The 21,575-nt window shown below is 62.8% G+C and carries 15 protein-coding genes; 10 read left to right on the top strand and 5 right to left on the bottom strand.

The window, feature by feature from the left end; genetic code table 11:
* Positions 1–1,318: 1,318 nt before the first annotated feature.
* Positions 1,319–2,989 carry a response regulator gene (locus HBO12_RS14805; RefSeq protein ID WP_170042527.1) on the bottom strand — a complete coding sequence of 557 codons (1,671 nt, stop codon included), beginning with the start codon at positions 2,987–2,989 and terminating at the stop codon, positions 1,319–1,321.
* 274 nt (positions 2,990–3,263) lie between these two features.
* Here HBO12_RS14805 and HBO12_RS14810 point away from each other — a divergent pair, with 274 nt between their 5' ends.
* The 4 genes from HBO12_RS14810 to speA all read left to right on the top strand — a co-directional run bounded on the left by HBO12_RS14810 (position 3,264) and on the right by speA (position 7,668).
* Complete coding sequence (locus HBO12_RS14810) at positions 3,264–4,331, top strand: DUF2333 family protein (protein ID WP_170042528.1); 1,068 nt, start codon at positions 3,264–3,266, stop codon at positions 4,329–4,331.
* Between the two features lie 3 nt (positions 4,332–4,334).
* Positions 4,335–4,871, top strand: coding sequence for an NUDIX hydrolase (locus tag HBO12_RS14815; protein ID WP_170042529.1), 537 nt, complete (start codon positions 4,335–4,337; stop codon positions 4,869–4,871).
* 315 nt (positions 4,872–5,186) lie between these two features.
* Positions 5,187–5,558, top strand: a complete 372-nt coding sequence (locus HBO12_RS14820) for a translation initiation factor Sui1 (RefSeq protein WP_169897394.1) — start codon at positions 5,187–5,189, stop codon at positions 5,556–5,558.
* A 196-nt stretch (positions 5,559–5,754) separates the two neighbouring features.
* Complete coding sequence (speA, locus tag HBO12_RS14825) at positions 5,755–7,668, top strand: arginine decarboxylase (RefSeq protein ID WP_169952043.1); 1,914 nt, start codon at positions 5,755–5,757, stop codon at positions 7,666–7,668.
* 207 nt (positions 7,669–7,875) lie between these two features.
* Here speA and HBO12_RS14830 read toward each other — a convergent pair whose 3' ends face one another.
* The 3 genes from HBO12_RS14830 to HBO12_RS28415 form a co-directional block, all read right to left on the bottom strand.
* On the bottom strand, positions 7,876–8,256 hold the full coding sequence (locus HBO12_RS14830) for a hypothetical protein (protein ID WP_170042530.1): 381 nt from the start codon (positions 8,254–8,256) through the stop codon (positions 7,876–7,878).
* Between the two features lie 93 nt (positions 8,257–8,349).
* Positions 8,350–9,699, bottom strand: a complete 1,350-nt coding sequence (locus HBO12_RS14835; RefSeq protein WP_170042531.1) for an MATE family efflux transporter — start codon at positions 9,697–9,699, stop codon at positions 8,350–8,352.
* A gap of 161 nt (positions 9,700–9,860) precedes the next feature.
* Entirely contained in the window at positions 9,861–10,160 is a 300-nt protein-coding gene (locus HBO12_RS28415; protein ID WP_170042570.1) for a DUF6124 family protein, read from the bottom strand.
* Positions 10,161–10,640: 480 nt separating this feature from the next.
* Between HBO12_RS28415 and HBO12_RS14845 the strand changes: the two genes are divergently transcribed.
* From HBO12_RS14845 to HBO12_RS14855, 3 genes are all read left to right on the top strand, one after another.
* Positions 10,641–11,489 carry an EamA family transporter gene (locus HBO12_RS14845; protein WP_170042532.1) on the top strand — a complete coding sequence of 283 codons (849 nt, stop codon included), beginning with the start codon at positions 10,641–10,643 and terminating at the stop codon, positions 11,487–11,489.
* Entirely contained in the window at positions 11,489–12,436 is a 948-nt protein-coding gene (locus tag HBO12_RS14850) for a LysR substrate-binding domain-containing protein (protein WP_170042533.1), read from the top strand. The genes HBO12_RS14845 and HBO12_RS14850 overlap by 1 nt, the downstream gene beginning before the upstream one ends.
* A gap of 135 nt (positions 12,437–12,571) precedes the next feature.
* A complete protein-coding gene (locus HBO12_RS14855; RefSeq protein ID WP_170042534.1) occupies positions 12,572–17,473 on the top strand; it encodes an alpha-2-macroglobulin family protein in 4,902 nt (1,633 codons plus the stop codon).
* Positions 17,474–17,629: 156 nt separating this feature from the next.
* Here the strand turns inward: HBO12_RS14855 and HBO12_RS14860 are convergent, their stop codons facing one another.
* Entirely contained in the window at positions 17,630–17,923 is a 294-nt protein-coding gene (locus HBO12_RS14860) for a hypothetical protein (protein WP_057437585.1), read from the bottom strand.
* Positions 17,924–18,022: 99 nt separating this feature from the next.
* On the opposite strand from HBO12_RS14860, the gene pbpC reads away from it, so the two are divergent.
* The 3 genes from pbpC to HBO12_RS14875 all read left to right on the top strand — a co-directional run bounded on the left by pbpC (position 18,023) and on the right by HBO12_RS14875 (position 21,560).
* On the top strand, positions 18,023–20,353 hold the full coding sequence (gene pbpC, locus HBO12_RS14865; RefSeq protein WP_170042535.1) for a peptidoglycan glycosyltransferase PbpC: 2,331 nt from the start codon (positions 18,023–18,025) through the stop codon (positions 20,351–20,353).
* Positions 20,354–20,509: 156 nt separating this feature from the next.
* Positions 20,510–20,818, top strand: a complete 309-nt coding sequence (locus tag HBO12_RS14870; protein WP_133713881.1) for a MazG-like family protein — start codon at positions 20,510–20,512, stop codon at positions 20,816–20,818.
* On the top strand, positions 20,811–21,560 hold the full coding sequence (locus HBO12_RS14875) for a methyltransferase (protein WP_170042536.1): 750 nt from the start codon (positions 20,811–20,813) through the stop codon (positions 21,558–21,560). The genes HBO12_RS14870 and HBO12_RS14875 overlap by 8 nt, the downstream gene beginning before the upstream one ends.
* Positions 21,561–21,575: the final 15 nt, after the last annotated feature.

Here is a 21,575-nt window from a genome sequence, read left to right on the forward strand (position 1 = left end):
CCTCCAACTCGCCCAATGAATCACGGATTTGCGCAGTGTCCCCGGCCTGGCGTTCGGCCCCGTCATGCAGGCCGCCGCTCAGTTCGGCCAGGGCGCGGCTGCTGCCGGCCACTTGCTCGGCATTCGTGCGAATAGTGCCCACCAGGTTCACCAGGTAAGCCCGCAGGCGATTGAGCGAGGCTTCAATATCATGCAGTTCGCGGTTGGTCGCACCCAGGGCTATCTCTTGGCTGAAGTCACCCTCGGCCCAGGTCGACAGGGCCGGTGCCAGGCTGGTCAGCACCCGCGCCAGGCGTCGTTGTAGGGTGTCGATGAGCAGGGCGATCAGCAGGATCAGGCCAATCATCACGCCTTGGATCACCCGCACTTCGCCCTGGATTCTGGCGTGCTGGGCGCGCACTTCGGGCTCCAGTGCGGCAATGGCTTGCTGCACGGTGTCGATTTTCAGATGGGTGGCGGCGGCCAGCTCAGTGCGTTTGTGGATTTGCTCGCGGGTGCGCGCCAGTTCGGCCGGGTAGCGCGTGAGCAGGCTGTTGAGCTCGCGCTTGAGGCCCACGCCGGTGTCTTCGGCGGCTGTGGTTTCGCTGCTTTCCAGGCCCATCAGCGCCGAAAAATCATCGCTGTTGGAGGCACTGCTGGCGGTCACGCCCAGCAGCGGCAGTTGCCCAAGCAGATCAGCCTGGCTGCGGATGTTGGCCAGTTCGCGCTCTACATCGTCGGCCAGTTCGCTGCGCCCGCTGCTCACCAGTTTGTCCCGTGCCAGGGACAGTCGGCCCAGATGCTGGGAGGCGGCGAGCAACGGCGGCAGATAACGGGGCGCGTCTACTGAGCTGACGCCGATGGCGTACTGGCTCAATTGCTCCAGGTTGGCCCCCAACTCCCGCTCGGCTTGCAGCAGCAGGGCTTGTGGGTCACCGGCCAGTTTGCCGGCGGCCAGTAGGTCTGTCTTGCTGAAGCCATCGAGGTCGAGCAGGCCGGGCCGCAGTTTTTGCGTCAGCTCAGGCGGCAGCTCGTCCAGGTGCAGCAGCAGGTTTTCCAGGCTCTGGCCGGCAGCGCTCAGGCGCAAGGCGTCGCCGCTGGAAAGATAATCGTCGATATTGCGCGCAGTCTGGTTCTGGAAGGCCTGGGACAGGCCCAGGTAGCGCTCCATCAACAGGTACGGGCGCTCAAGGGCCCGCTGCGACCACCAGAGCGTAGCGCCCAGGGCCAGGCAAACGGCGACCAGCAGAAGGGTGTTCAGATTCGTCAGCAGCTTCAGGCGCATGCGTGGTTTCAACCAACGGCGGAAAGATAAGTGCCTGAAGTTATTGCGTTTTCGTTACAGGGTTATGACGGACTGAGTGGAATCCGATGAAAAGGTGGCACTTTGCCTTGATGTGCCTGCGGCGTGCACCCGGTTACGCCCGGCATCCTTGGCGCGGTACAGCGCCTCGTCGGCCTGGGCGGCCATCATCAGGCTGTCGGAGCCATCGCACAGCTCGACCACGCCGGCGCTGAAGGTGCACCACAAATCCTGGGGCTGGGCCGGGTAGTGGATTTCGGCAAAGCGCCCACGGATTTCGTCGAGCACTTTGCAGGCCGCGTCCAGGTCGGTGTCGGGCATCACAATGGCGAACTCTTCGCCGCCGTAACGGCCGATGTAGTCGGTCTTGCGCAAGCGTTGCTTGAGAAACAGCGCCAGGCTCTTGATCACGCGGTCGCCCATGGGGTGGCCGTGGCTGTCGTTGACCCGCTTGAAGTGGTCAATGTCGAGCATGGCAAAGCTCAGCGGCTTGTTCTCGCGGCGCGAGCGGAAGCTGCAGTCTTCCAGCAGTTGCAGGATATGGGTGTGGTTGTACAGGCCGGTCAGGCTGTCGCGCACCATCCGCGCCTTGAGATGGCGGGCGCGGGCGGCGCGGTTGCGCACGGTGGTGATCAGGTGGCGCGGCTTGATTGGCTTGGTGAGGAAGTCGTCGCCGCCTTCGCTCATGGCATCCAGCTGTTTATCCAGGTCGTCTTCGGCCGACAGGTAGATGATCGGCACGCTGACATAACGGTCATTGTGGCGAATCACCTTGGCCAGTTCCGTACCGGTGCAGGCCGGCATGTACATGTCGAGGATGATCAGGTCGGGCTGGAAGTCTGCCAGCTCGGCCATGGCCTGGATCGGCTCGATCAGGGTCCGGGTGACGATCCCGGCGCTGTTGAGCAGGCGCTCGGTGTGCATCGCCTGGGCGCGGGAGTCGTCGATGATCAGCACTTTATAAGGTTCGTACTGGGCGACGCAGGTCAGTACCTCGATTTTTTCCAGCAGGCTCGAGGCTTCCAGGGTCCCGGTGAGGAACTCCTGGCCACCGGCGCGCACCGCCGCCAGGCGGGTGGGGGTGTCGGTTTCGTGCAGGCTGAAGAACAACAGCGGCAGTTTCTGCTCCAGGCCTTCCTGGGCTTCGGCGGCCAGTTTCAGGCCCAGGCCGGTGCCGCAGAAGTCCACGTCCATCACAATCGCCGCCGGCAGGCGTTCGGCCATGGACGAGCGGAACGCGGCCACGCTGTCCAGGGACTGCGCGCTCAAGCCAAAGAATTCCAGCTGCTTGGCCAGGCGCTCGGCACGGTCGTGATCGGCCAGCATCACGTAGATCGGCTTGCGCATCGGCGGCAGGAAGGTCTGGTCCAACTGGTCGCCCTGGCGCAGGCCGGTTCGTGACAGGCGCTGCATCAAGCGGTTGAGGTCGGTGATCAGGTGGCTGCTCAGGCGGCCGCGGTTTTCATCCACCGCTTTGAGAGACTCGATGATGTGCCGGGCCAGTTGGCCATGCTCGGGTTGTTCAAAGCGCTCGGCAAAACGCAGCAGGCGCAGATTGGCCTCGCTGAGTTCGTTCAATTCGGCGTTCGACCATTCGCTGCGCTGCAAACGCTGCCAGATCTCAAGAATTTGACGCGCCTGATGAATTACCCGCTGGGCAAAGTGGTGCTTGAGACGCTCACGGCTTGGGTCTTCTGGCTCGGTCATATCCTGACTACTAGGTAAGGGTGCATGCTGAGGTCGACTGGTGGCTCTATGCTAGCACCTCTTTTCAATCGCACGAGTGTCATACGTCAATTAACTGCAAGGTCCCGGGGATTCATTTACTGACTGCTGGGTCGCGTAGGCGCATCAGCGCCCTTCCTTTATAGTTGAGTGCCAGCTTTGCGCCACCTTGATTAAAAGCCCCGCACAGACGGGCACGATGGGGTAGGGTTGTGGTCGTAGCTATTGAACTCAAGTGACTGAAAGGATATCCGCCATGCTGGACTGGAAAAACCGTGCAGGCAGCGCCCCAGGCCCAAGCCCTGCGCCCAAGTCGGCCTCCCGCAGCTATTTTCGTAACCTGTTGATGAGCCGGGCACTGCTGACCCTGGTGGTGATTTACCTGTTGGTCACCGGTGGCCTGGGTTGGTATTGGAGCCAGGAGCCGGCCTTGTTCCCGGTCCAGCAAAACGCGCAAATTGCCGCCGAAAAAGACGGCAAGCAAATGGTCATCGGCTTTACCACCGTCGAAACCGTCAAGACCGTAGTGGGCACCCTGCTCAACAAGCCTGGCGGCTACATTTCCAACGACCGCTTCCCGCCTGGGTTGTGGATGGACAACATGCCCAGCTGGGAATATGGCGTGCTGGTGCAGGTGCGTGACCTGACCCGTGCCCTGCGCAAGGACTTCGCCCGCTCGCAATCGCAATCGGCCGAAGACGCCGACCTGGCCAAGGCCGAGCCGCGTTTCAACTTCGACAATAAAAGCTGGGTGCTGCCTTCCAGCGAATCGGAATACCAGGATGGCATCAACTCCCTGAGCCGCTACCAGGCACGCCTGTCCGACCCCAATCAAAAAGGCGCCCTGTTTTATGCGCGCGCCGACAACCTGAACAACTGGCTGGGCGATGTCGCCACCCGCTTGGGCTCGTTGTCGCAGCGCCTGTCGGCCAGTGTCGGCCGGGTCAAGCTCAACACCGCGCTGAAAACCGAAGCGCTGGCGCCGGGCGAAGTGCCGCAGGTCGATGAAGAAGTGGTGGAAACCCCATGGATGCAAATCGACAACGTGTTCTACGAAGCCCGTGGCCAGGCGTGGGCCCTGTCCCACCTGTTGCGTGCCATCGAAGTCGACTTTGCCGACGTCCTGGCCAAGAAAAACGCCACCGTCAGCGTGCGCCAGATCATTCGTGAGCTGGAAGCCTCCCAGGAAACCCTGTGGAGCCCGATGATCCTCAATGGCAGCGGCTACGGCGTATTGGCCAACCACTCGCTGGTGATGGCCAACTACATCTCCCGCGCCAATGCGGCAGTGATCGACCTGCGTCAACTGCTGAACCAGGGTTGAGTCATGGTCGATAGCGCCAAGGAGGTCGCGCACCGCGCGGCCTCGGATGCCGAACACATCGCCTGGGTCGACGAGCAGGACAACCTGCTCGGCGCCCTGGTGCGGGCCGACCTGCGCGAGCGCGGGCTGATCGGGCGCGGCACCTACATCATGCTGTTCAACTCAAAGGGTGAGCTGTGTGTGCATCGGCGCACCCTGAGCAAAGCCATCTATCCCGGTTACTGGGACGTGGCGGCGGGGGGCATGGTTGCGGCGGGCGAGACCTATGAGCAGTCGGCCGCCCGCGAGCTGGAGGAAGAGTTGGGCGTCAGCGGTGTAAAGCTGACGGCCCACGACCACTTCTTTTTCGAGGACACGGGCAACCGGCTCTGGTGCTCGGCGTTCTCGGCGGTCTGGGACGGGCCGCTGCAATTGCAGCCCGAAGAGGTGCTGGAAGCGCGCTTTATGAGCATCGAGGCGGTGCTGGCCGATATCGAGCAAAAGTCCTATTGCCCCGACTCGTTGGCCGCCTTAAAACGCTATCTGGCTGCGCGTCGCTAAAGTTGCATAAATTGGCGCCATTTGGCTCTTAGCAAGTAGGCTTTTTGCCGTTACACTGCGCGACTTTTCAAGCCGAACCGCTCCAACGTTTCCCCGGTCCCTGTAGGAGCGAGCTTGCTCGCGAAAAACCCAATGTCACCGCGTGCTGTCTGGATGCCCGCGTTATCGTTGACGATTTTCGCGAGCAAGCTCGCTCCTACAGGGGCGGGTAGGCCTGAGCGGTTCGGTAGCGCTGCCCCTGCCTGAGTGGGGCTTCGCGGTTGGTGGCCGGTTGACGGGCACTGATCAGTCTTCATCCTCCCAAGAGGATTGCCGGTGGCCAAAAAAGCCGCATCCTTCGCCGCCCTTGGTGGCCTGGTGTTTTCCACCGACGCAGGTCGGCATTGCCCGGACTGTCGCCAGCCCGTGGACGCCTGTACCTGTAAACAGACCCTGATTCCCGAAGGTGACGGAATTGCCCGCGTACGCCGCGAGAGCAAGGGCCGTGGCGGCAAGACGGTGACCACCATCACCGGCGTGCCCCTGGCAGCCGAGCCACTCAAGGAGTTGGCCACGCTGCTGAAAAAGCGCTGTGGCACCGGTGGCGCCCTGAAAGACGGGATCATCGAAATCCAGGGCGATCACGTCGAGTTGCTGTTGGCCGAGTTGATCAAGCTCGGCTACAAGGCGAAGAAATCCGGCGGCTAGCAGCCTCTGTGAAACCCGCACCGACGAGCGCGCTCGTCGTCTCCATGGTTTCACAGAGCCTGTTCCTGACCGGTGTCTAAACTCTGTCCTGCAAGTGGGGTCTACCCCTCTCACAGGCAAATCGTCATTTTCACTCTTTAGACTGCGCCAGCCTCTGACTTGGGTGGCGCTCTTCGACTTTATATAGGGGACTTCGATGTCCGTACGACGCACACGCAAAGACGATGGCAGCCAATGGACAGTTGCGGACAGCCGCAGTGTTTACGGGATTCGCCATTGGGGGGCCGGGTATTTCGCGATCAATGATGCCGGTCGCGTTGAAGTCCGTCCGAACGGCCCGAACAGCTCGCCCATCGATTTGTACGAGCAAGTGGATGAGCTGCGCAAAAGCGGCTTGTCCCTGCCTTTGCTGGTGCGCTTCCCGGATATCCTGCAAGACCGCGTGCGCCAACTGACCGGCGCCTTCGACGCGAACATCGAGCGCCTGGAATACCAGAGCAAATACACCGCGCTCTACCCGATCAAGGTCAACCAGCAGGAAGCGGTGATCGAGAACATCATCGCCACCCAGGACGTGTCCATCGGCCTGGAAGCCGGCTCCAAGCCTGAACTCTTGGCCGTACTGGCCTTGGCACCGAAAGGCGGCACCATCGTCTGCAACGGTTACAAGGACCGTGAGTTCATCCGCCTCGCGCTGATGGGCCAGAAGCTGGGCCACAACGTGTTTATCGTGATCGAGAAAGAGTCCGAAGTAGGCCTGGTGATCGAAGAAGCCGCCAACCTCAAGGTCAAGCCACAGGTCGGCCTGCGGGTGCGCCTGTCGTCCCTGGCGTCGAGCAAGTGGGCCGACACCGGTGGCGAGAAGTCCAAGTTCGGCCTGTCGGCGGCGCAGTTGCTGTCGGTGGTCGAGCGCTTCCGCGCCGCGGGCCTGGACCAGGGCATCCGCCTGCTGCACTTTCACATGGGCTCGCAGATCGCCAACCTAGCGGACTACCAGCACGGGTTCAAGGAAGCCATCCGCTACTACGGCGAACTGCGCAACCTCGGCCTGCCGGTGGACCACATCGACGTCGGCGGCGGCCTGGGCGTGGACTACGACGGTACCCACTCGCGCAACGCCAGCTCGATCAACTACGACATGGACGACTACGCCGGCGTGGTGGTGGGCATGCTCAAGGAATTCTGCGACGCGCAGAACCTGCCGCACCCCAACATCTTCTCCGAGAGCGGCCGCTCCCTGACCGCCCACCACGCCATGCTGGTGGTGCAGGTGACCGACGTCGAGAAACACAACGACGACGTACCGGTGATCGAGAACAAGGAGAGCCTGCCGGAAACCGTGCAATGGCTGGTTGACCTGCTGGGCCCGACCGACATTGAAATGGTCACCGAAACCTACTGGCGCGCCACCCACTACATGAGTGACGTGGCCGCCCAGTACGCCGACGGCAAGCTGACCCTCGCGGAAAAAGCCCTGGCCGAACAGTGCTACTTCGCCGTGTGCCGCCGCCTGCACAACTCGCTCAAGGCCCGCCAGCGCTCGCACCGCCAGGTGTTGGACGAACTCAACGACAAGCTGGCCGACAAGTACATCTGCAACTTCTCGGTATTCCAGAGCCTGCCGGACACCTGGGCCATCGGCCAGGTCTTGCCGATCCTGCCGCTGCACCGCCTCGACGAAGAGCCGCTGCGCCGCGCGGTACTGCAGGACCTGACCTGTGACTCCGACGGCAAGATCAAGCAATACGTCGACGAGCAAAGCATCGAGACCAGCCTGCCGGTGCACGGTTTGAACGAAGGCGAGGACTACCTGCTGGGGATCTTCCTGGTGGGCGCCTACCAGGAAATCCTCGGGGACATGCACAACCTGTTCGGTGACACCGATTCGGTGAACATCTACCAGCGCGAGGACGGCTCGGTGTACAGCGCCGGGATCGAGACCCACGACACCATCGAAGACATGCTGCGCTACGTGCACCTGTCGCCGGAGGAGTTGATGACCCACTACCGTGACAAGTGCGCCAGCGCGAAGATCACGGCGGCAGAACGCACCCAGTTCCTGGATGCGCTACGCCTGGGCCTGACCCGTTCGTCCTACCTGTCTTCCTAAGACCGGCAGGCACAGCGCCAAACTGTGGGAGCGGGCTTGCTCGCGAAAGCAGTAGATCAGTCAATACAGGTGCTGACTGATCTGCCGTCATCGCGGGCAAGCCCGCTCCCACATTAGTGTGCGCCCAGCCACAGCTCCTGCCGATTCAGCCGCCAGGCAATCGTCCTGATACCGCAGCGTGTAGCTGATGCTGCGGCCCTTTTTTGCCTACTGAACGATCAGGCAAAACTGCTGTTTGCACGGGCCGGTTTTCCCGGTCAGCGTCACAAACTGTAGTTTTTCAGCACCCTCGACAGGCGTGATGGTCAGCGGGTATTGGTTTATGTCTCGTTCGAGAGTGCTTTTGGACGGCAGGGCTTCTTTCAGCCCCTTTTGCACCACAAAAACACTGACGTTACTGTTGTTCCTGACCTCTACGGTTTGCAAGGGCGGGACGGCGGGTGGGAGAGCCGGCGCCTGTGCCGCTGGAATGGCCACCTGTCCATCAGGCAGCGGCTGCTCAAGTGGCGAGTTTGTATCCGCGTAGGTAGTTTGTATGGCACCGACGAGCAGCAGGGCGACGATAAACCGCGGTTCTCTGATTTTCATGTGCTATCTCCCTAGGGCGTTGAAAATCGATTTAACTCCCGGCTGGAAGGTCTGTCACCTGTGATAACTAACAGGTCCTGCGGCTGCGAAGCGTCAATGTTCTGTGTCGTTCAGCCAGCGATCCTGCTTGTTCAGGTGCCAGGCAATCGCCCACAACGTCAAACTGCGCACTGCCATAAACAGCAGGAACGTTATCCACAGCCCGTGGTTACCCAGCCCCTGCAACGCCCAGGCAAGCGGCAGCATAATCAGCACCGTCAGCAGCATGCCATTGCGCATCTCCCGCGCGCGGGTCGCGCCGATAAACAAACCGTCCAACAGATAACTCCACACCGCAATCAACGGCAGTACCGCAAGGTACGGCAGGTAGATATCGGCGGTTTCGCGCACGCTGGGGATATCGGTCTGCATGGCGATAAACAAGTGGCCGGCGAAGGTAAACAACAGCACAAACCCGAGGCTGGCGATCAGTGACCAGCCGCAGGCAACGACCAGCGAGCGGCGCAGGGCCTGGCGGTCATGGGCGCCGATGGCGTGGCCGCACAACGCTTCCACCGCGTGGGCCAGACCGTCCAGGGCATGGGCGGTCAGCAACAGCCCGTTGAGCAGCAGGGCATTGGCCGCGACGGTGGCGTCGCCCAGCCGGGCGCCTTGCACCGTGATCATGAAAAACACCGATTGCAGCGCCAGGCTGCGGATAAAGATGTCGCGGTTGACCGCCAGCAGCGCGCGCCAGCTTTGCCAGACCTTGAGCGCCGCCCAGGCGATGTGCCCGGGGTAGGCGCGCAGGGCTTTTTGCGTGAGGGCCAGGCCGAGCAGGGCGCCGGTCCATTCGGCAATCACCGAGGCCCGCGCCGAGCCGACCACGCCCCAGTCCAGGCCTAAAACGAACCACAGGTTCAGGGCGATATTCACAAGGTTAGTGGTCAACAGAATCGCCAGCGGGGCCCGGGCGTTCTGCGTGCCCAGGAACCAACCCACCAGGGCGTAGGTAGCCAGGGCGGCAGGGAGGCCGAACAGGCGGGTGTGGAAGAATTCGCGGGTCAGTTGATTCAACTCGGCCGAGGGCTGCATCCACTCCAGTGCCAGGTGGCTGAGGGGAATGCCCACCGTGCCCAGCACCATCGCCAACCCCAGCGCCAGCAGCAAACCTTGCAGCAGGATTTGCCGCAGCGCCGCGCCATCATTGCGCCCGGCGGCCTGGGCGGCAAACCCGGTGGTGCCCATGCGCAGAAAACCCATGGCCCAGGCCAGGAAGGTATACAGGCTGGCCCCAACGGCCACGGCACCCAGTTGATGGGCGTGGGGCAGGTGGCCGATGACCATGCTGTCCACCAGCGCCACCAACGGTACCGAAATATTCGACAGAATCATCGGCGCGGCCAGGGCCCAGACACGGCGGTGAGTGGGGCGGTGGCGCCAGTCGGTGAGTAAGGTGGGCATGGGGGCTCCTTGGGGGAGCGGCATTGTAACTGGCCCTCAACAGCGGTGCAGATCCAAATGTGGGAGCGGGCTTGCTCGCGAATGCGGTGGGTCAGTTGGCATCTCTATTGACTGACCCACCGCATTCGCGAGCAAGCCCGCTCCCACCTTTTTGATCGTGTTTATGCCGGGGGATGCAGGCACTCGATGGAGCGGTCGACCGTGGTCTTGGCGATCTCCAGCAAATGCCACACCGCGAGCACCTTGGCCCGTTCGGCGCCGGGCAAGTGTTCACCACAGTCGAGCGCGGTGGCCGAGGCGCTGTTCAGCAGGCTGGCGGTGTAGAGCAGGGAGTCTTCGAAACTCAGTTCTTCACTGATGGAGTGGAAGCCCTGGGTCGGTAGGTAGTGGCTGAGGGCGCGACTGAAGGCGGCGCGGTCGTTGAGCAGGTCGCAGGGTGGGTCGGGGACAATCTTATGTATGGTGTAACTCCATATGGTTTGGAGCTGACATCCGTCGCGACTAAACGAAGGGTGGCGGCTGTACGCAGGTTAGTCGACCGGCCATATGGCAAACCGGCGCACCCGAAGGTGCCCTACGCACAGCCACCATGAAGCTTCATGAGACCATGCGCCATATAGGATCCGGGCGACTAAACCCGATCACTGATAAGCAGTGACGGACCGCAGACTAGTCACCGATTCCAACAGGCACAAGGCGCCAAGGATTGTCTAGGAAACGTCCTGCAATTTAAAGCGATACGCCTTGCTGGCCCTTTACAAACCGTGACCAAATGCCAGCCCGGCGACCCCACAAGCCAGCTTTCACAGGAGGTCTTCAGTGTTTGTGGTGGCGATGTCGGCATGATGAAGGGTCATGGCTGTGCTGATGAGCTTTCGCTTCCGGCCGGCACGCGAGGCTGAGTTAAATACCCGCCTTCTCCTCTGAACAGCCAAAACCCCATGGATAACTCCGATATCGCGATCACCCTGGTCCTGATCTCCGCCTTCATGCACGCCACCTGGAACGCTGTTGTCCGGGCCGGCAGCAGCCGTTTCATGACCCTGGCCCTGGTCGATGGCACAGCATTGCTGACCTGCCTGGCGGCGCTGCCGCTGGTCAATGTGCCAAGCCTGCAAGTCTGGGGTTATGTACTGCTTTCGGTGATATTGAATACGGTCTATCGCCTGTTTCTGATCAAGGCCTATGAGACGGGCGACTTCGGCCAGGTTTACCCGGTGATGCGCGGTGTGCCGCCGGTGCTGGTGGCGTTGTTTTCCTACTTTCTGCTGCATGAGCAACTGTCGTTCCATGCGATGGCCGGGGTGTTGTTGATTTGCCTGGGGATCATCAGCCTGACATTTGTACGCAGGATGACCGCGCACATGCTCAAGCCGATCCTGATGGCGGTGGGCGCTGGAGTGTTTATTGCGTCCTACACAGTGGTGGACGCCAAGGGCGTGAGAGCCAGTGAAACGGTGCTGCAATACATTATTTACCTGACGGTGTTCCAGAGCATTCCTATCCCGCTGCTGGCGTTTTTCAAGGAGCGTGCGGCACTTGTCCAGGCCATTGGCAGTCATTGGCGAGTGGGGGCCTTGGGGGGTATTTTTTACCTGGCATCCTACGGCCTGGTGTTGTTCGCGCTGTCGCTGGATGCGGTGGCCAAGGTCTCAGCGCTGCGGGAAACCAGTGTTATTATCGGCGCCATTATTGCCGCGCTGTTCTTCCATGAACGGTTCGGCTGGCGACGGATGCTTTCGGCGTTCGTCATTGTTTGCGGGATCATCCTGATCAAAGTGAGCACCTGATGGCTCAGCGCCCTCCACCCACCCCGATGCTTCAGGCTTTTGTCAGCGCCGCGCAAACGGGCAGTTTCGCGCGTGCGGCGTCTGAGCTTAACCTCACCGCCAGTGCCATCAGCCATCAAGTTGCAGGCCTGGAAGCGTGGTGGGGCGTGCAGTTGTTTGAGCGGCACTCGCGCGGCGTCAAGCTGACGTCGGCAGGGCAGGCCTTGTTGCCGGTCACTGATGGGTTTTTCAAAGGGCTGGAGGCGGCGTTGCAGGCTCTTAATCCGCGCACAGCCCAGCCGTTGTACCTCTTGTGCACCTCTTCGCTCTGTTCGACCTGGCTGATTCCCAGAATGCATGGCTCGCATACTGACGCCTCGTTCAATCTTGACGTGGTGCTGAGCAGCGCAGATATGAACCCTGCCAGCCTGGGGGCTCATCAATTTGATGTCGCGGTAGTCATAGGGGGCGGGGACTATCCGGAGCATCATGTCGAGTTGCTGATGCGCGATGCGGTGTTTCCCGTATGCTCGCCGGCGTTTTATCGCGAGCATGGCGATATTGCGCCGACGGATATCGCCCGGTACCCATTGATTCACCGGGCGGATGATCAGATCTGTCCGGGGTGGGAGAGTTGGTTTGCGTTCCAGGGGGCGGCGGCGCCCCCGTATCACCCTGGGCCTCGGTTTCCGGATTCGAGCCTGGCTATAAGCCTTGCGGTCAAGGGGGGTGGGATCGCTCTGGGCCGGACGGCGTTGGTATACGACCAATTGGAAGAGGGGGTGTTGGTTGCCTTGAACAGCCCCGTGATGATGTCGCCGGCGGCGTATTACATTATTTGCCGCAATGGTCGACAGTCCGAGCCGGACATCGCCCGGTTGATTGATTGGCTCAAGGCCAGCGCGGGTGAGTTTCTGCGGGAGGTTCGGACCCGCCACCCGCAAATAGCGGGTGCTGGAGCACTTTAGCGGTAGGGTTTGGCCTGACTTGGCCTGCACGCAGAACCAAACCGCCCTCCGTCGGTCAATGTGATCACTGCCACAACCGCTTCACTGGCACTGATATATAGTTCACCCCTCAGACACCCCGACAACGAGTGCCCCATGCTTAACAAAGGATTGTTCCTGGCCTGTGCGCTGGCCCTGCTGAGCGCCTGCGATTCTTCCGACAAACCCGCAGCCCCCGCGGCCTCTGCGCCAGCGGTGACGGCCCCAGCCAAGGCCGCGGTGGATGTGGCGACGCTCAAGCAGCGTTATGCCGGCCGAGAGTTAAGCGTGGTGGACGTTTCTGAGGTGCAACTGGATGGCGCCAGCACCTTGTCGGTGAGTTTTTCGATCCCGCTGGACCCGGACCAGAAGTTCGCCGACAAGCTGCACCTGGTGGACAGCAAATCCGGCAAGGTCGACGGTGCCTGGGAGCTTTCCGACAACCTGATGGAACTGCGCTTGCGCCACCTGGAGCCCCAGCGCAAGTTGGTGCTGACCGTGGACGCCGGCCTGCGCGGGGTCAATGACGCCAAGCTCGCCGCCGAGTACGTCAGCCGCCTGGAAACCCGCGACCTGCAAGCCACCGTCGGCTTCGCCAGCCGTGGCACCCTGTTGCCCACCCGCCTGGCCGAAGGTTTGCCTGTGATCGCGCTGAATGTCGACAAGATCGACGTCGAATTCTTCCGTATCAAGCCCGAATCGCTGCCGGCGTTTCTCGCCCAGTGGGGTCGCAATACCAGCCTGCAAAGCTATGAATCGCGCGAACTGCTGCCCATGGCCGACTTGGTGTACGGCGGCCGCTTCGACCTCAATCCTGCGCGCAACACCCGCGAAACCCTGCTGCTGCCCATCGCCGGCCTCAAGCAACTGCAACAGCCGGGCGTGTACCTGGCGGTGATGCGCGCTTCGGGCACCTACAACTATTCGCAGCCGGCCACGCTGTTCACCCTCAGTGATATCGGCCTGTCGGTGCACCGTTACGCCAACCGCCTGGATGTGTTTACCCAGGCGCTGGAAGGCGGCAAGGCGCTGGACGGTGTCGAGCTGGAAATCCTCGATGCCGAAGGCCGCGTGCTGGGCCAGGGCAAGACCGAGAAGGGCGGCCACGCCGAACTGCCGCTGCCGAAAAAGGCCCAGGTATTGCTGGCCAAACAGGGCGAGCAAACCAGCCTGTTGCGCCTCGACAGCGCGGCGCTGGACCTGGCCGAGTTCGATATCGGCGGCCAGCCTGCGCACCCGCTGCAATTCTTCGTGTTCGGCCCGCGCGACCTGTACCGCCCTGGCGAAACCGTGCTGCTCAACGCCCTGCTGCGCGACAAGGACGGCAATGCCGTCAAGCCGCAGCCCGTGAGTGTCGAAGTGCGCCGCCCGGATGAACAGGTCAGCCGCAAATTCGTATGGGACGCCGATGCCTCTGGCCTCTATCAATACCAGTTGCAGTTGGCCGGCGAAGCGCCGACCGGGCGCTGGCAACTGGTGTTCGACCTGGGTGACGGCAAGCCGCAGCTGTATGAATTCCTCGTCGAGGACTTCCTGCCCGAGCGCCTGGCCCTGGAACTCAAGGGCAGCGACACGCCGTTGAGCCCGGCGGACAACGCCGTTATCCAGGTCAATGGCCGCTACCTCTACGGCGCCCCGGCGGCGGGCAATCGCCTGAGCGGGCAAGTGTATGTGCGCCCGCTGCGCGAGGCGGTCAAAGCCCTGCCGGGCTACGAGTTTGGCTCGGTAACGGAAGAAGAGCTGAGCCAGGATTTTGAACTGGACGAAAGCGTGCTCGACGCCCAGGGCCAGGAAAAACTGACCCTGGAAAGCAAATGGAGCGGGGCCAAGTCGCCGCTGCAACTGATCGTGCAGGCCAGCCTGCAAGAATCGGGCGGGCGCCCGATCACCCGGCGCCTGGTGCAGCCGGTATGGCCGGCCGAGCAATTGCCGGGCCTGCGCGGCTTGTTCGATGGCAAGGAAACCGATGGCGATGGCCCGGCGGAATTCGAAGTGCTGCTGGCCAACCAGGACGGCCAGAAACTTGCCGTCGACAACCTCAAGGTCCGCCTGATCCGCGAGCGCCGCGACTACTACTGGAACTACTCGGACAACGACGGCTGGAGCTATCACTACAACGAGAAATTCCTCAACCTCGATGAGCAGACCGTCAACATCAAGGCCGGCGATACCGCCAAGGTCAGCTTCCAGGTGGAGTGGGGCCCGTACCGCGTCGAGGTCGAGGACCCGCAGACCGGGCTGATCAGCAGCAAGCGTTTCTGGGCCGGCTACCAGGCCCAGGACAACACCGAAGGCGGCGCCGTGCGCCCGGACCAGGTCAAGCTGGCGCTGGACAAACCGGCGTATGGCGATGGCGATGGCGATACGGCCAACGTCACCGTCACCCCGCCGGCAGCCGGCAAGGGCTACCTGTTGGTGGAGTCCAGCGAAGGCCCGTTGTGGTGGCAGGAAATCGAGGTGCCGGCCGAAGGCAAGAGCTTTGCGGTGAAGCTCGACCCGAAATGGTCGCGCCATGATTTGTATGTGAGTGCGCTGGTGATCCGTCCCGGCGAGCGCAAGGCCAACATCACCCCTAAACGCGCCGTGGGCTTGCTGCACCTGCCGTTGGACCGTACCCAGCGCAAACTGGGCTTGACCCTGACCGCACCGGAAAAAATGCGCCCCAAACAGCCACTGACGGTCAAGGTCGCGGCAAAAAATGCCGATGGCAGCGTGCCGAAACAGGTGCATGTGCTGGTGGCGGCGGTGGACGTGGGCATCCTCAATATCACCGAATACCCGACCCCGGATCCGTACTCCAGCCTGTTCGGCCGCAAGGCGTATGGCGTGGACCAGTTCGATATCTATGGGCAGTTGATCGAAGCCGGCCAGGGCCGCCTGGCCAGCCTGGCCTTTGGCGGTGACGCGGCGCTGGCCAAGGGCGGCAAGCGCCCGGACACCAGCGTCACCATCGTCGCCCTGCAAAGCGCGCCGGTGACCTTGAACGAGAAAGGCGAGGGCGAAGTCAGCGTCAATATCCCCGACTTCAACGGCGAGCTGCGCCTGATGGCTCAGGCCTGGAGCGATGACCGCTACGGCATGGCCGAAGCCAAGACCGTCATTGCCGCGCCGTTGATTGCCGAGCTGTCGGCCCCGCGCTTCCTCGCGGGCGGCGACCAGACGCGCCTGGCGCTGGACCTGTCCAACCTGTCGGGCAAGGCACAGAAGCTCGATGTGCAACTGACCGCCGAAGGGCAACTGACCCTGCTGGGCGAACCATCGCAAAGCGTGCAACTGACCCAGGGCCAGCGCACCACCTTGCAGATTCCGGTGCGCGCGCTGGGCGGTTTTGGCCAGGGCAAGATCAAGGTCACGGTCAATGGCCTGGACCTGCCGGGCGAGAACCTGCCGGCGTTTACCCGCGAATGGACATTGGGTGTGCGCCCGGCTTATCCGGCGCTGCTCAAGCAATACCGCGCGGTGCTCAAGGACGACGCCTGGAGCCTGCCGGACAGCGAACTGGCCCTGTTTGAGCCGGCCGGGCGTGAGGCGCTGTTGAGCCTGTCGAGCCGCCCGCCGTTGAACCTGGGCGAGCAGATTCGTGCGCTCAAGGCCTACCCGTATGGTTGCCTGGAGCAAACCGCCAGCGGCCTGTACCCGTCGTTGTATGCCGATGCCGCCGTGCTGACGCGCCTGGGGTTGACCGGCGAGCCGGATGCCGAGCGCAAGCGCAAGATCGAACTGGGCATAGAGCGCCTGCTGGGCATGCAGCGCTACAACGGCAGCTTTGGTTTGTGGGGCGCCGATGGCGAGGAAGAATACTGGCTGACGGCGTACGTCACCGACTTCCTGCTGCGCGCCCGCGACCAGGGTTTTGCCGTACCGCCCGAGGCGCTGAAAAAGGCCAGCGAACGCCTGCTGCGCTATGTGCAGGAACGCAATCTGATTGAAGTCGACTACAGCGACAACGCCGACCACACGCGTTTTGCCGTACAAGCCTATGCCGGGCTGGTGCTGGCGCGTAGTCAGCAGGCGCCGCTGGGGGCATTGCGCAGCTTGTTCGAACGTCGCAGCGATGCTCGCTCCGGCCTGCCTTTGGTGCAGTTGGCGATTGCCCTGCAGAAGATGGGTGACCAACCGCGTGCCGACCAGGCCTTGCTGGCCGGTTTGGCGGTCAAGCGCAAAGCCAATGAATGGCTGGCCGACTACGGCAGCCCGCTGCGTGATCAGGCGATGATCCTGGCCCTGCTGGAAGAAAACGACCTGGCCAAGGGCAAGCGTGAAGAGCGCCTGTTCGAGCTGTCGGACCAGATGGCGGCCAGCCCGTGGCTGTCGACCCAGGAGCGCAACTCGCTGTTCCTGGCCGGGCGTGGCTTGCTGGGCAAGCCGGAAACCAACTGGACGGCGCAGTTGAGCAGCGGCGGCGAAACCCGCGAGCTGAACAACAGCCAGTCCGGCCTGAAGCTGGAAGGGCCGTTGCTGGCCTCACCACTGACCCTGCACAACCCGGGCAGCGAGCCGATTTACCAGCAACTGAGCATCTCCGGTTATCCACAGCACGCGCCGGCAGCGGGTGGCGAAAACCTGAGTATTCGCCGCGAGTACCTGGGGATGAATGGCCAGCCGCTGAACCTGCAAAACCTGCGCAGCGGCGACCTGGTGTTGGTGCACATTGCGGTCAGCGCCAACAAACAGCGGGTGCCGGATGCACTGGTGGTTGACCTGTTGCCGGCTGGCCTGGAGCTGGAGAACCAGAACCTGGGGCAAAGCGCCGCCAGCCTGGAAAACGCCAGCAGCCAGGTCAAGGAATGGCGCGAGTCGATGCAGAATGCGTCGATCAAGCATCAGGAATATCGCGATGATCGCTACGTGGCCGCGCTGAACCTGGACGGCTATGGCACCACGCACCTGCTGTACCTGGCCCGTGCGGTCACGCCTGGGACTTATCGCGTACCGCCGCCGCAAGTGGAGTCGATGTACCGGCCGAACTGGCAGGCAGTGGGGGAAACCCCGGCCGATATGGTGATCAAGGGCCGTTAAGCCCAACCCCTATAGGAACTGGCGGTAGCTTTATGTGGGAGCGGGCTTGCCCGCGATAGCGATCTTTCAGCCCATACATTCGGTGGCTGATACGCCGTTATCGCGAGCAAGTCGCACCGCTGCTCCCACACAAGCCCGCTCCCACAGGGTCTGTATTTAATGCACAACCCAACTGAGCAGCCACAACCCCAGCATCAACCAGATAATCCCCATGATGATCGAGGCCCGCATAAATGCCCGGACTGCCGAGTACAGCAGCATCAGGCCGATGATCAGGGTGATGATGCTGATGATCGAGGTGTCCATGCCCAGGGTGCGCGACAGGCCATCGATAAAGTTGCCACCGGCATTGGTCAGGGCGCCGAACAAGCCGCTGAGCCCGTCGACGATAAAGCGGATGACCGAACCGAGCGCCTGGCCCAGCCATTCGAAAAAGCTTTCTACCTGCATATGAGTTTCCTGATGAAAGGGTGGGCGTATCTGCCGGACCTGAGCCTTTGGTCGCCAATCCCTTGGGCGAGTTCCCTAGAAGCATAGAGGTTTGCCCGTTTGAATTTGCGAATAGTTGCACGCGCTACCCTGGGTAGCCTGCTGGTGGTGATAGCCCTGCTGTGGCTGGCCGACCGCCTCTGGCCCCTGCCGCTGCCCAAGGATGACCTGGCCCGCGTGGTACTGGCGGAGGACGGCACCCCCTTGTGGCGGTTTGCCGATGCCAACGGCGTGTGGCGTTACCCGGTGGCCACCGATGAGGTCTCGCCGTATTACCTCGATGCGCTGCTGACCTACGAAGACCGTTGGTTCTACCAGCACCCCGGCGTCAACCCGCTGGCCCTGGTGCGGGCGACCTGGCAGAACCTCAGCGGTGCACGGGTGGTATCTGGCGGCAGCACCTTGTCGATGCAGGTGGCGCGCCTGCTTGATCCCCATTCGCGCACCCTGCCGGGCAAGTTGCGCCAGCTGTGGCGTACGGCGCAGTTGGAGTGGCATCTGTCCAAGGACCAGATCCTCAACCTGTACCTCAATCGCGCGCCATTTGGCGGCACCTTGCAGGGCGTGGCGGCAGCCAGTTGGGCGTATCTGGGCAAGTCGCCGCAACAGCTGACCCACGCTGAAGCGGCGCTGCTTGCGGTTTTGCCCCAGGCACCGAGCCGTCTGCGCCCGGACCGCCACCCGCAGCGCGCCCAGGAGGCCCGGGACAAAGTGCTGCGGCGCCTGGCCGAGTTTCAGGTATGGCCGCAACCTGCGGTCGACGAGGCCCTGGAAGAACCCCTGTTGCTGGCGCCGCGCCTGGAACCCAGCCTGGCGCCGCTGCTGGCGCGCCGCTTGAACCGTCCCGACAGCCCGCCGCTGATTCGCACCACTCTCGACGCGACCCTGCAACGGCGTCTCGAAGACCTGCTGCTGGGTTGGCGCGCGCGGCTGCCGGAGCACACCTCGGCCGCGATCCTGGTGGTCGAAGAAGAAAGCATGGCGGTGCGCGCCTACCTGGGCTCGGTGGATATCAACGATGCGCGGCGTTTTGGCCATGTGGATATGATCAGCGCCCTGCGCTCGCCGGGCTCGACCCTCAAGCCCTTCCTGTATGGCATGGCTTTGGACGCGGGGCTGATTCACTCCGAATCGCTGTTGCAGGATGTGCCACGGCGCTACGGTGACTACCGGCCGGGCAACTTCTCCATGGGCTTTACCGGCGCGGTACCGGCCAGCACGGCGCTGTCCAGTTCGCTGAACCTGCCGGCGGTGCAACTATTGGAAGCCTATGGGCCCAAGCGCTTTGCCGGCGAAATGCGCATCGGCGGCATGCCCCTGGCGCTGCCGGCGCTGGCCGAGCCGAACCTGGCATTGATCCTGGGCGGCGCCGGCAGCCGCCTGGAGGACCTGGTCGGCGGCTACAGCGCGTTGGCCCGCGACGGCAAGAGCGCGGCCATCCGTTTGCAGCCTGATGATGTGCTCAAGGAGCGCCCGTTGTTGTCGCCGGGTGCGGCGTGGATCGTGCGGCGCATCCTCAGTGGCCAGGCGCGGCCGGACCGTGATCCCCGGGCCGAGTTGGTACAGCGCCCGGTGTTGGCCTGGAAGACCGGCACCAGCTACGGTTTTCGCGATGCCTGGGCCATTGGCGTCGGGCCGCGCTACTTGATTGGTGTGTGGATCGGCCGCCCGGACGGCACCCCGGTGCCCGGCCAGTTCGGCCTGGCCTCGGCGGCGCCGTTGATGCTGCAAGTGCACGATGTGTTGACCAACCGCGACAGCCAGCGCGGCATTACTGCGCCCGTTAAGGCGGTGCCGATGAATGTCGGCGTGGCGGCGATCTGTTGGCCCCTGGGCCAGCCCATGAGCCGCAGCGATCCCAATTGCCGGCGCCAGCGGTTTGCCTGGACGCTGGACAACACCACGCCGCCGACCTTGCAGGCCCTGGACCAACCTTTGGGTGTCGGCTTGATGGAGACCGTGTGGGTCAATGCCAAGGGCCTGCGCGTTGCGGCCAGTTGCCCGGGCGCGGTCTCGCGGGACATAGCCCTGTGGCCCGCCCCGCTGGAGCCATGGTTGCCGCGGATCGAGCGGCGTGACGCGCGCATTCCCGCGCCAGACCCGGATTGCCCGCCCCCGGCCCTGGCGGCGGCGTCGCCGTTGTCGGTGGTGGGTGTACGTGAGGGGGACCAGTTGCGGTTACCGGCGGGTAGCCAGCAGCAGTTGCGCTTGAAGCTATCGGCGTTGGGCGGCAGTGGGCGGCGCTGGTGGTTCCTCAATGGTGCACCGCTGGGGGACAGCGCCAGTCAGGACAGTATCAATGCCAGCCTGGAGCAGTTGGGGCGCTATCAACTGAGTGTGCTCGATGAGGCGGGGCAGACGGCCAGGGTTGAGTTCAGCGTGGTGGATTAGGTCGCCATCGCAGGCAAGCCAGCTCCCCCATGTTGATTTGTAAACACCGCCAAATATGGGAGCGGGCTTGCCTGCGATAGCGCCCTGACAAGCGCCGCAAATTTATTTGCCATCCCCGCCTTTGAGCCCGAAGCTATACCCCTTCAGGAGCGCCCCATGAATCTCGAACACCTTACCGAACGCATGCATCGCATCCGCGATAACAACGACTGGAAACAATTCCACAGCCCGAAAAACCTGGCCATGGCCGCCAGCGTCGAGATGGCCGAGCTGGTGGAAATCTTCCAGTGGCTGAGCGAAGACCAGTCCCGCCAGTTGCCCGCCGACAAACTTGCCCACGCCGGGCAGGAAGTGGGGGACATCGTGCTCTATCTGCTGCTGTTGTGCGGCGAACTGGGCCTGGACATGAACCAGGTGGTCAGCGCCAAGCTGGCCGACAACGAACGGCGGTTTACCCATGAGTGATCGCCATTTCGACCAGTTGGCCACGCGCTTTGCCGAGAAGATCTACGGCGGTGCCAAGGGTGCGATTCGCCTGGCGGTGTTGCAGGCCGACTTGGCCGAGGCCCTGCCGGACCGGCCTCTGCGCGTGCTGGATATCGGCGCAGGCCTGGGCCATATGTCGTTGTGGCTGGCCGAACGCGGGCATCAGGTGACCTTGGCCGAGCCTGCCGAACCGATGCTCGAAGGTGCCCGCCAGCGGTTCGCCGAGGCGGGGCAGAGCGCAACGTTCATCCAGGCGCCGTGGCAGGACCTGCTGGGTCAACTGACCGAGCCCTACGACCTGGTGCTGTGCCACGCCGTGCTGGAATGGCTGGCCGAACCCCATGGGATCCTGCCGGTGCTGCACCAGTTGACGGCGCCGGGCGGCTGGTTGTCCCTGGCCTTCTATAACCGTGATGCGCTGATTTACCGCAACTTGCTCAAGGGGCACTTTCGCAAGATGCGCAAAAATGACATGGCTGGCGAAAAACAGAGCCTGACCCCGCAACAGCCCCTGGACCCGCGTGAACTGGCGGCGCAACTTGAAGGCCTGTGGCAGGTCGAAAGCCAGAGCGGGGTGCGGGTCTTCCACGACTATATGCCGGTGGAGTTCCAGGCCCGCGCCGACTTGCAGGACTTGTTGGAGATGGAGCTCGCTCACCGTCGTCACCCAAGCTTTGCCGGACTTGGGCGTTATTTGCACTGGATCTGCCGTCCGGTTTAAGCGGCCCAGTCTGCG

It is taken from the genome of Pseudomonas sp. WS 5059 (assembly GCF_012985525.1).
Classification (GTDB): domain Bacteria; phylum Pseudomonadota; class Gammaproteobacteria; order Pseudomonadales; family Pseudomonadaceae; genus Aquipseudomonas.

What these genes read in the sequence shown, in the direction of transcription:
- HBO12_RS14805 (WP_170042527.1), bottom strand. Translation starts at nt 2,989, where the DNA reads ATGACCGAGCCAGAAGACCCAAGCCGTGAGCGTCTCAAGCACCACTTT.
- HBO12_RS14810 (WP_170042528.1), top strand. Translation starts at nt 3,264, where the DNA reads ATGCTGGACTGGAAAAACCGTGCAGGCAGCGCCCCAGGCCCAAGCCCT.
- HBO12_RS14815 (WP_170042529.1), top strand. Translation starts at nt 4,335, where the DNA reads ATGGTCGATAGCGCCAAGGAGGTCGCGCACCGCGCGGCCTCGGATGCC.
- speA (WP_169952043.1), top strand. Translation starts at nt 5,755, where the DNA reads ATGTCCGTACGACGCACACGCAAAGACGATGGCAGCCAATGGACAGTT.
- HBO12_RS14830 (WP_170042530.1), bottom strand. Translation starts at nt 8,256, where the DNA reads ATGAAAATCAGAGAACCGCGGTTTATCGTCGCCCTGCTGCTCGTCGGT.
- HBO12_RS14835 (WP_170042531.1), bottom strand. Translation starts at nt 9,699, where the DNA reads ATGCCCACCTTACTCACCGACTGGCGCCACCGCCCCACTCACCGCCGT.
- HBO12_RS14845 (WP_170042532.1), top strand. Translation starts at nt 10,641, where the DNA reads ATGGATAACTCCGATATCGCGATCACCCTGGTCCTGATCTCCGCCTTC.
- HBO12_RS14850 (WP_170042533.1), top strand. Translation starts at nt 11,489, where the DNA reads ATGGCTCAGCGCCCTCCACCCACCCCGATGCTTCAGGCTTTTGTCAGC.
- HBO12_RS14855 (WP_170042534.1), top strand. Translation starts at nt 12,572, where the DNA reads ATGCTTAACAAAGGATTGTTCCTGGCCTGTGCGCTGGCCCTGCTGAGC.
- HBO12_RS14860 (WP_057437585.1), bottom strand. Translation starts at nt 17,923, where the DNA reads ATGCAGGTAGAAAGCTTTTTCGAATGGCTGGGCCAGGCGCTCGGTTCG.
- HBO12_RS14870 (WP_133713881.1), top strand. Translation starts at nt 20,510, where the DNA reads ATGAATCTCGAACACCTTACCGAACGCATGCATCGCATCCGCGATAAC.
- HBO12_RS14875 (WP_170042536.1), top strand. Translation starts at nt 20,811, where the DNA reads ATGAGTGATCGCCATTTCGACCAGTTGGCCACGCGCTTTGCCGAGAAG.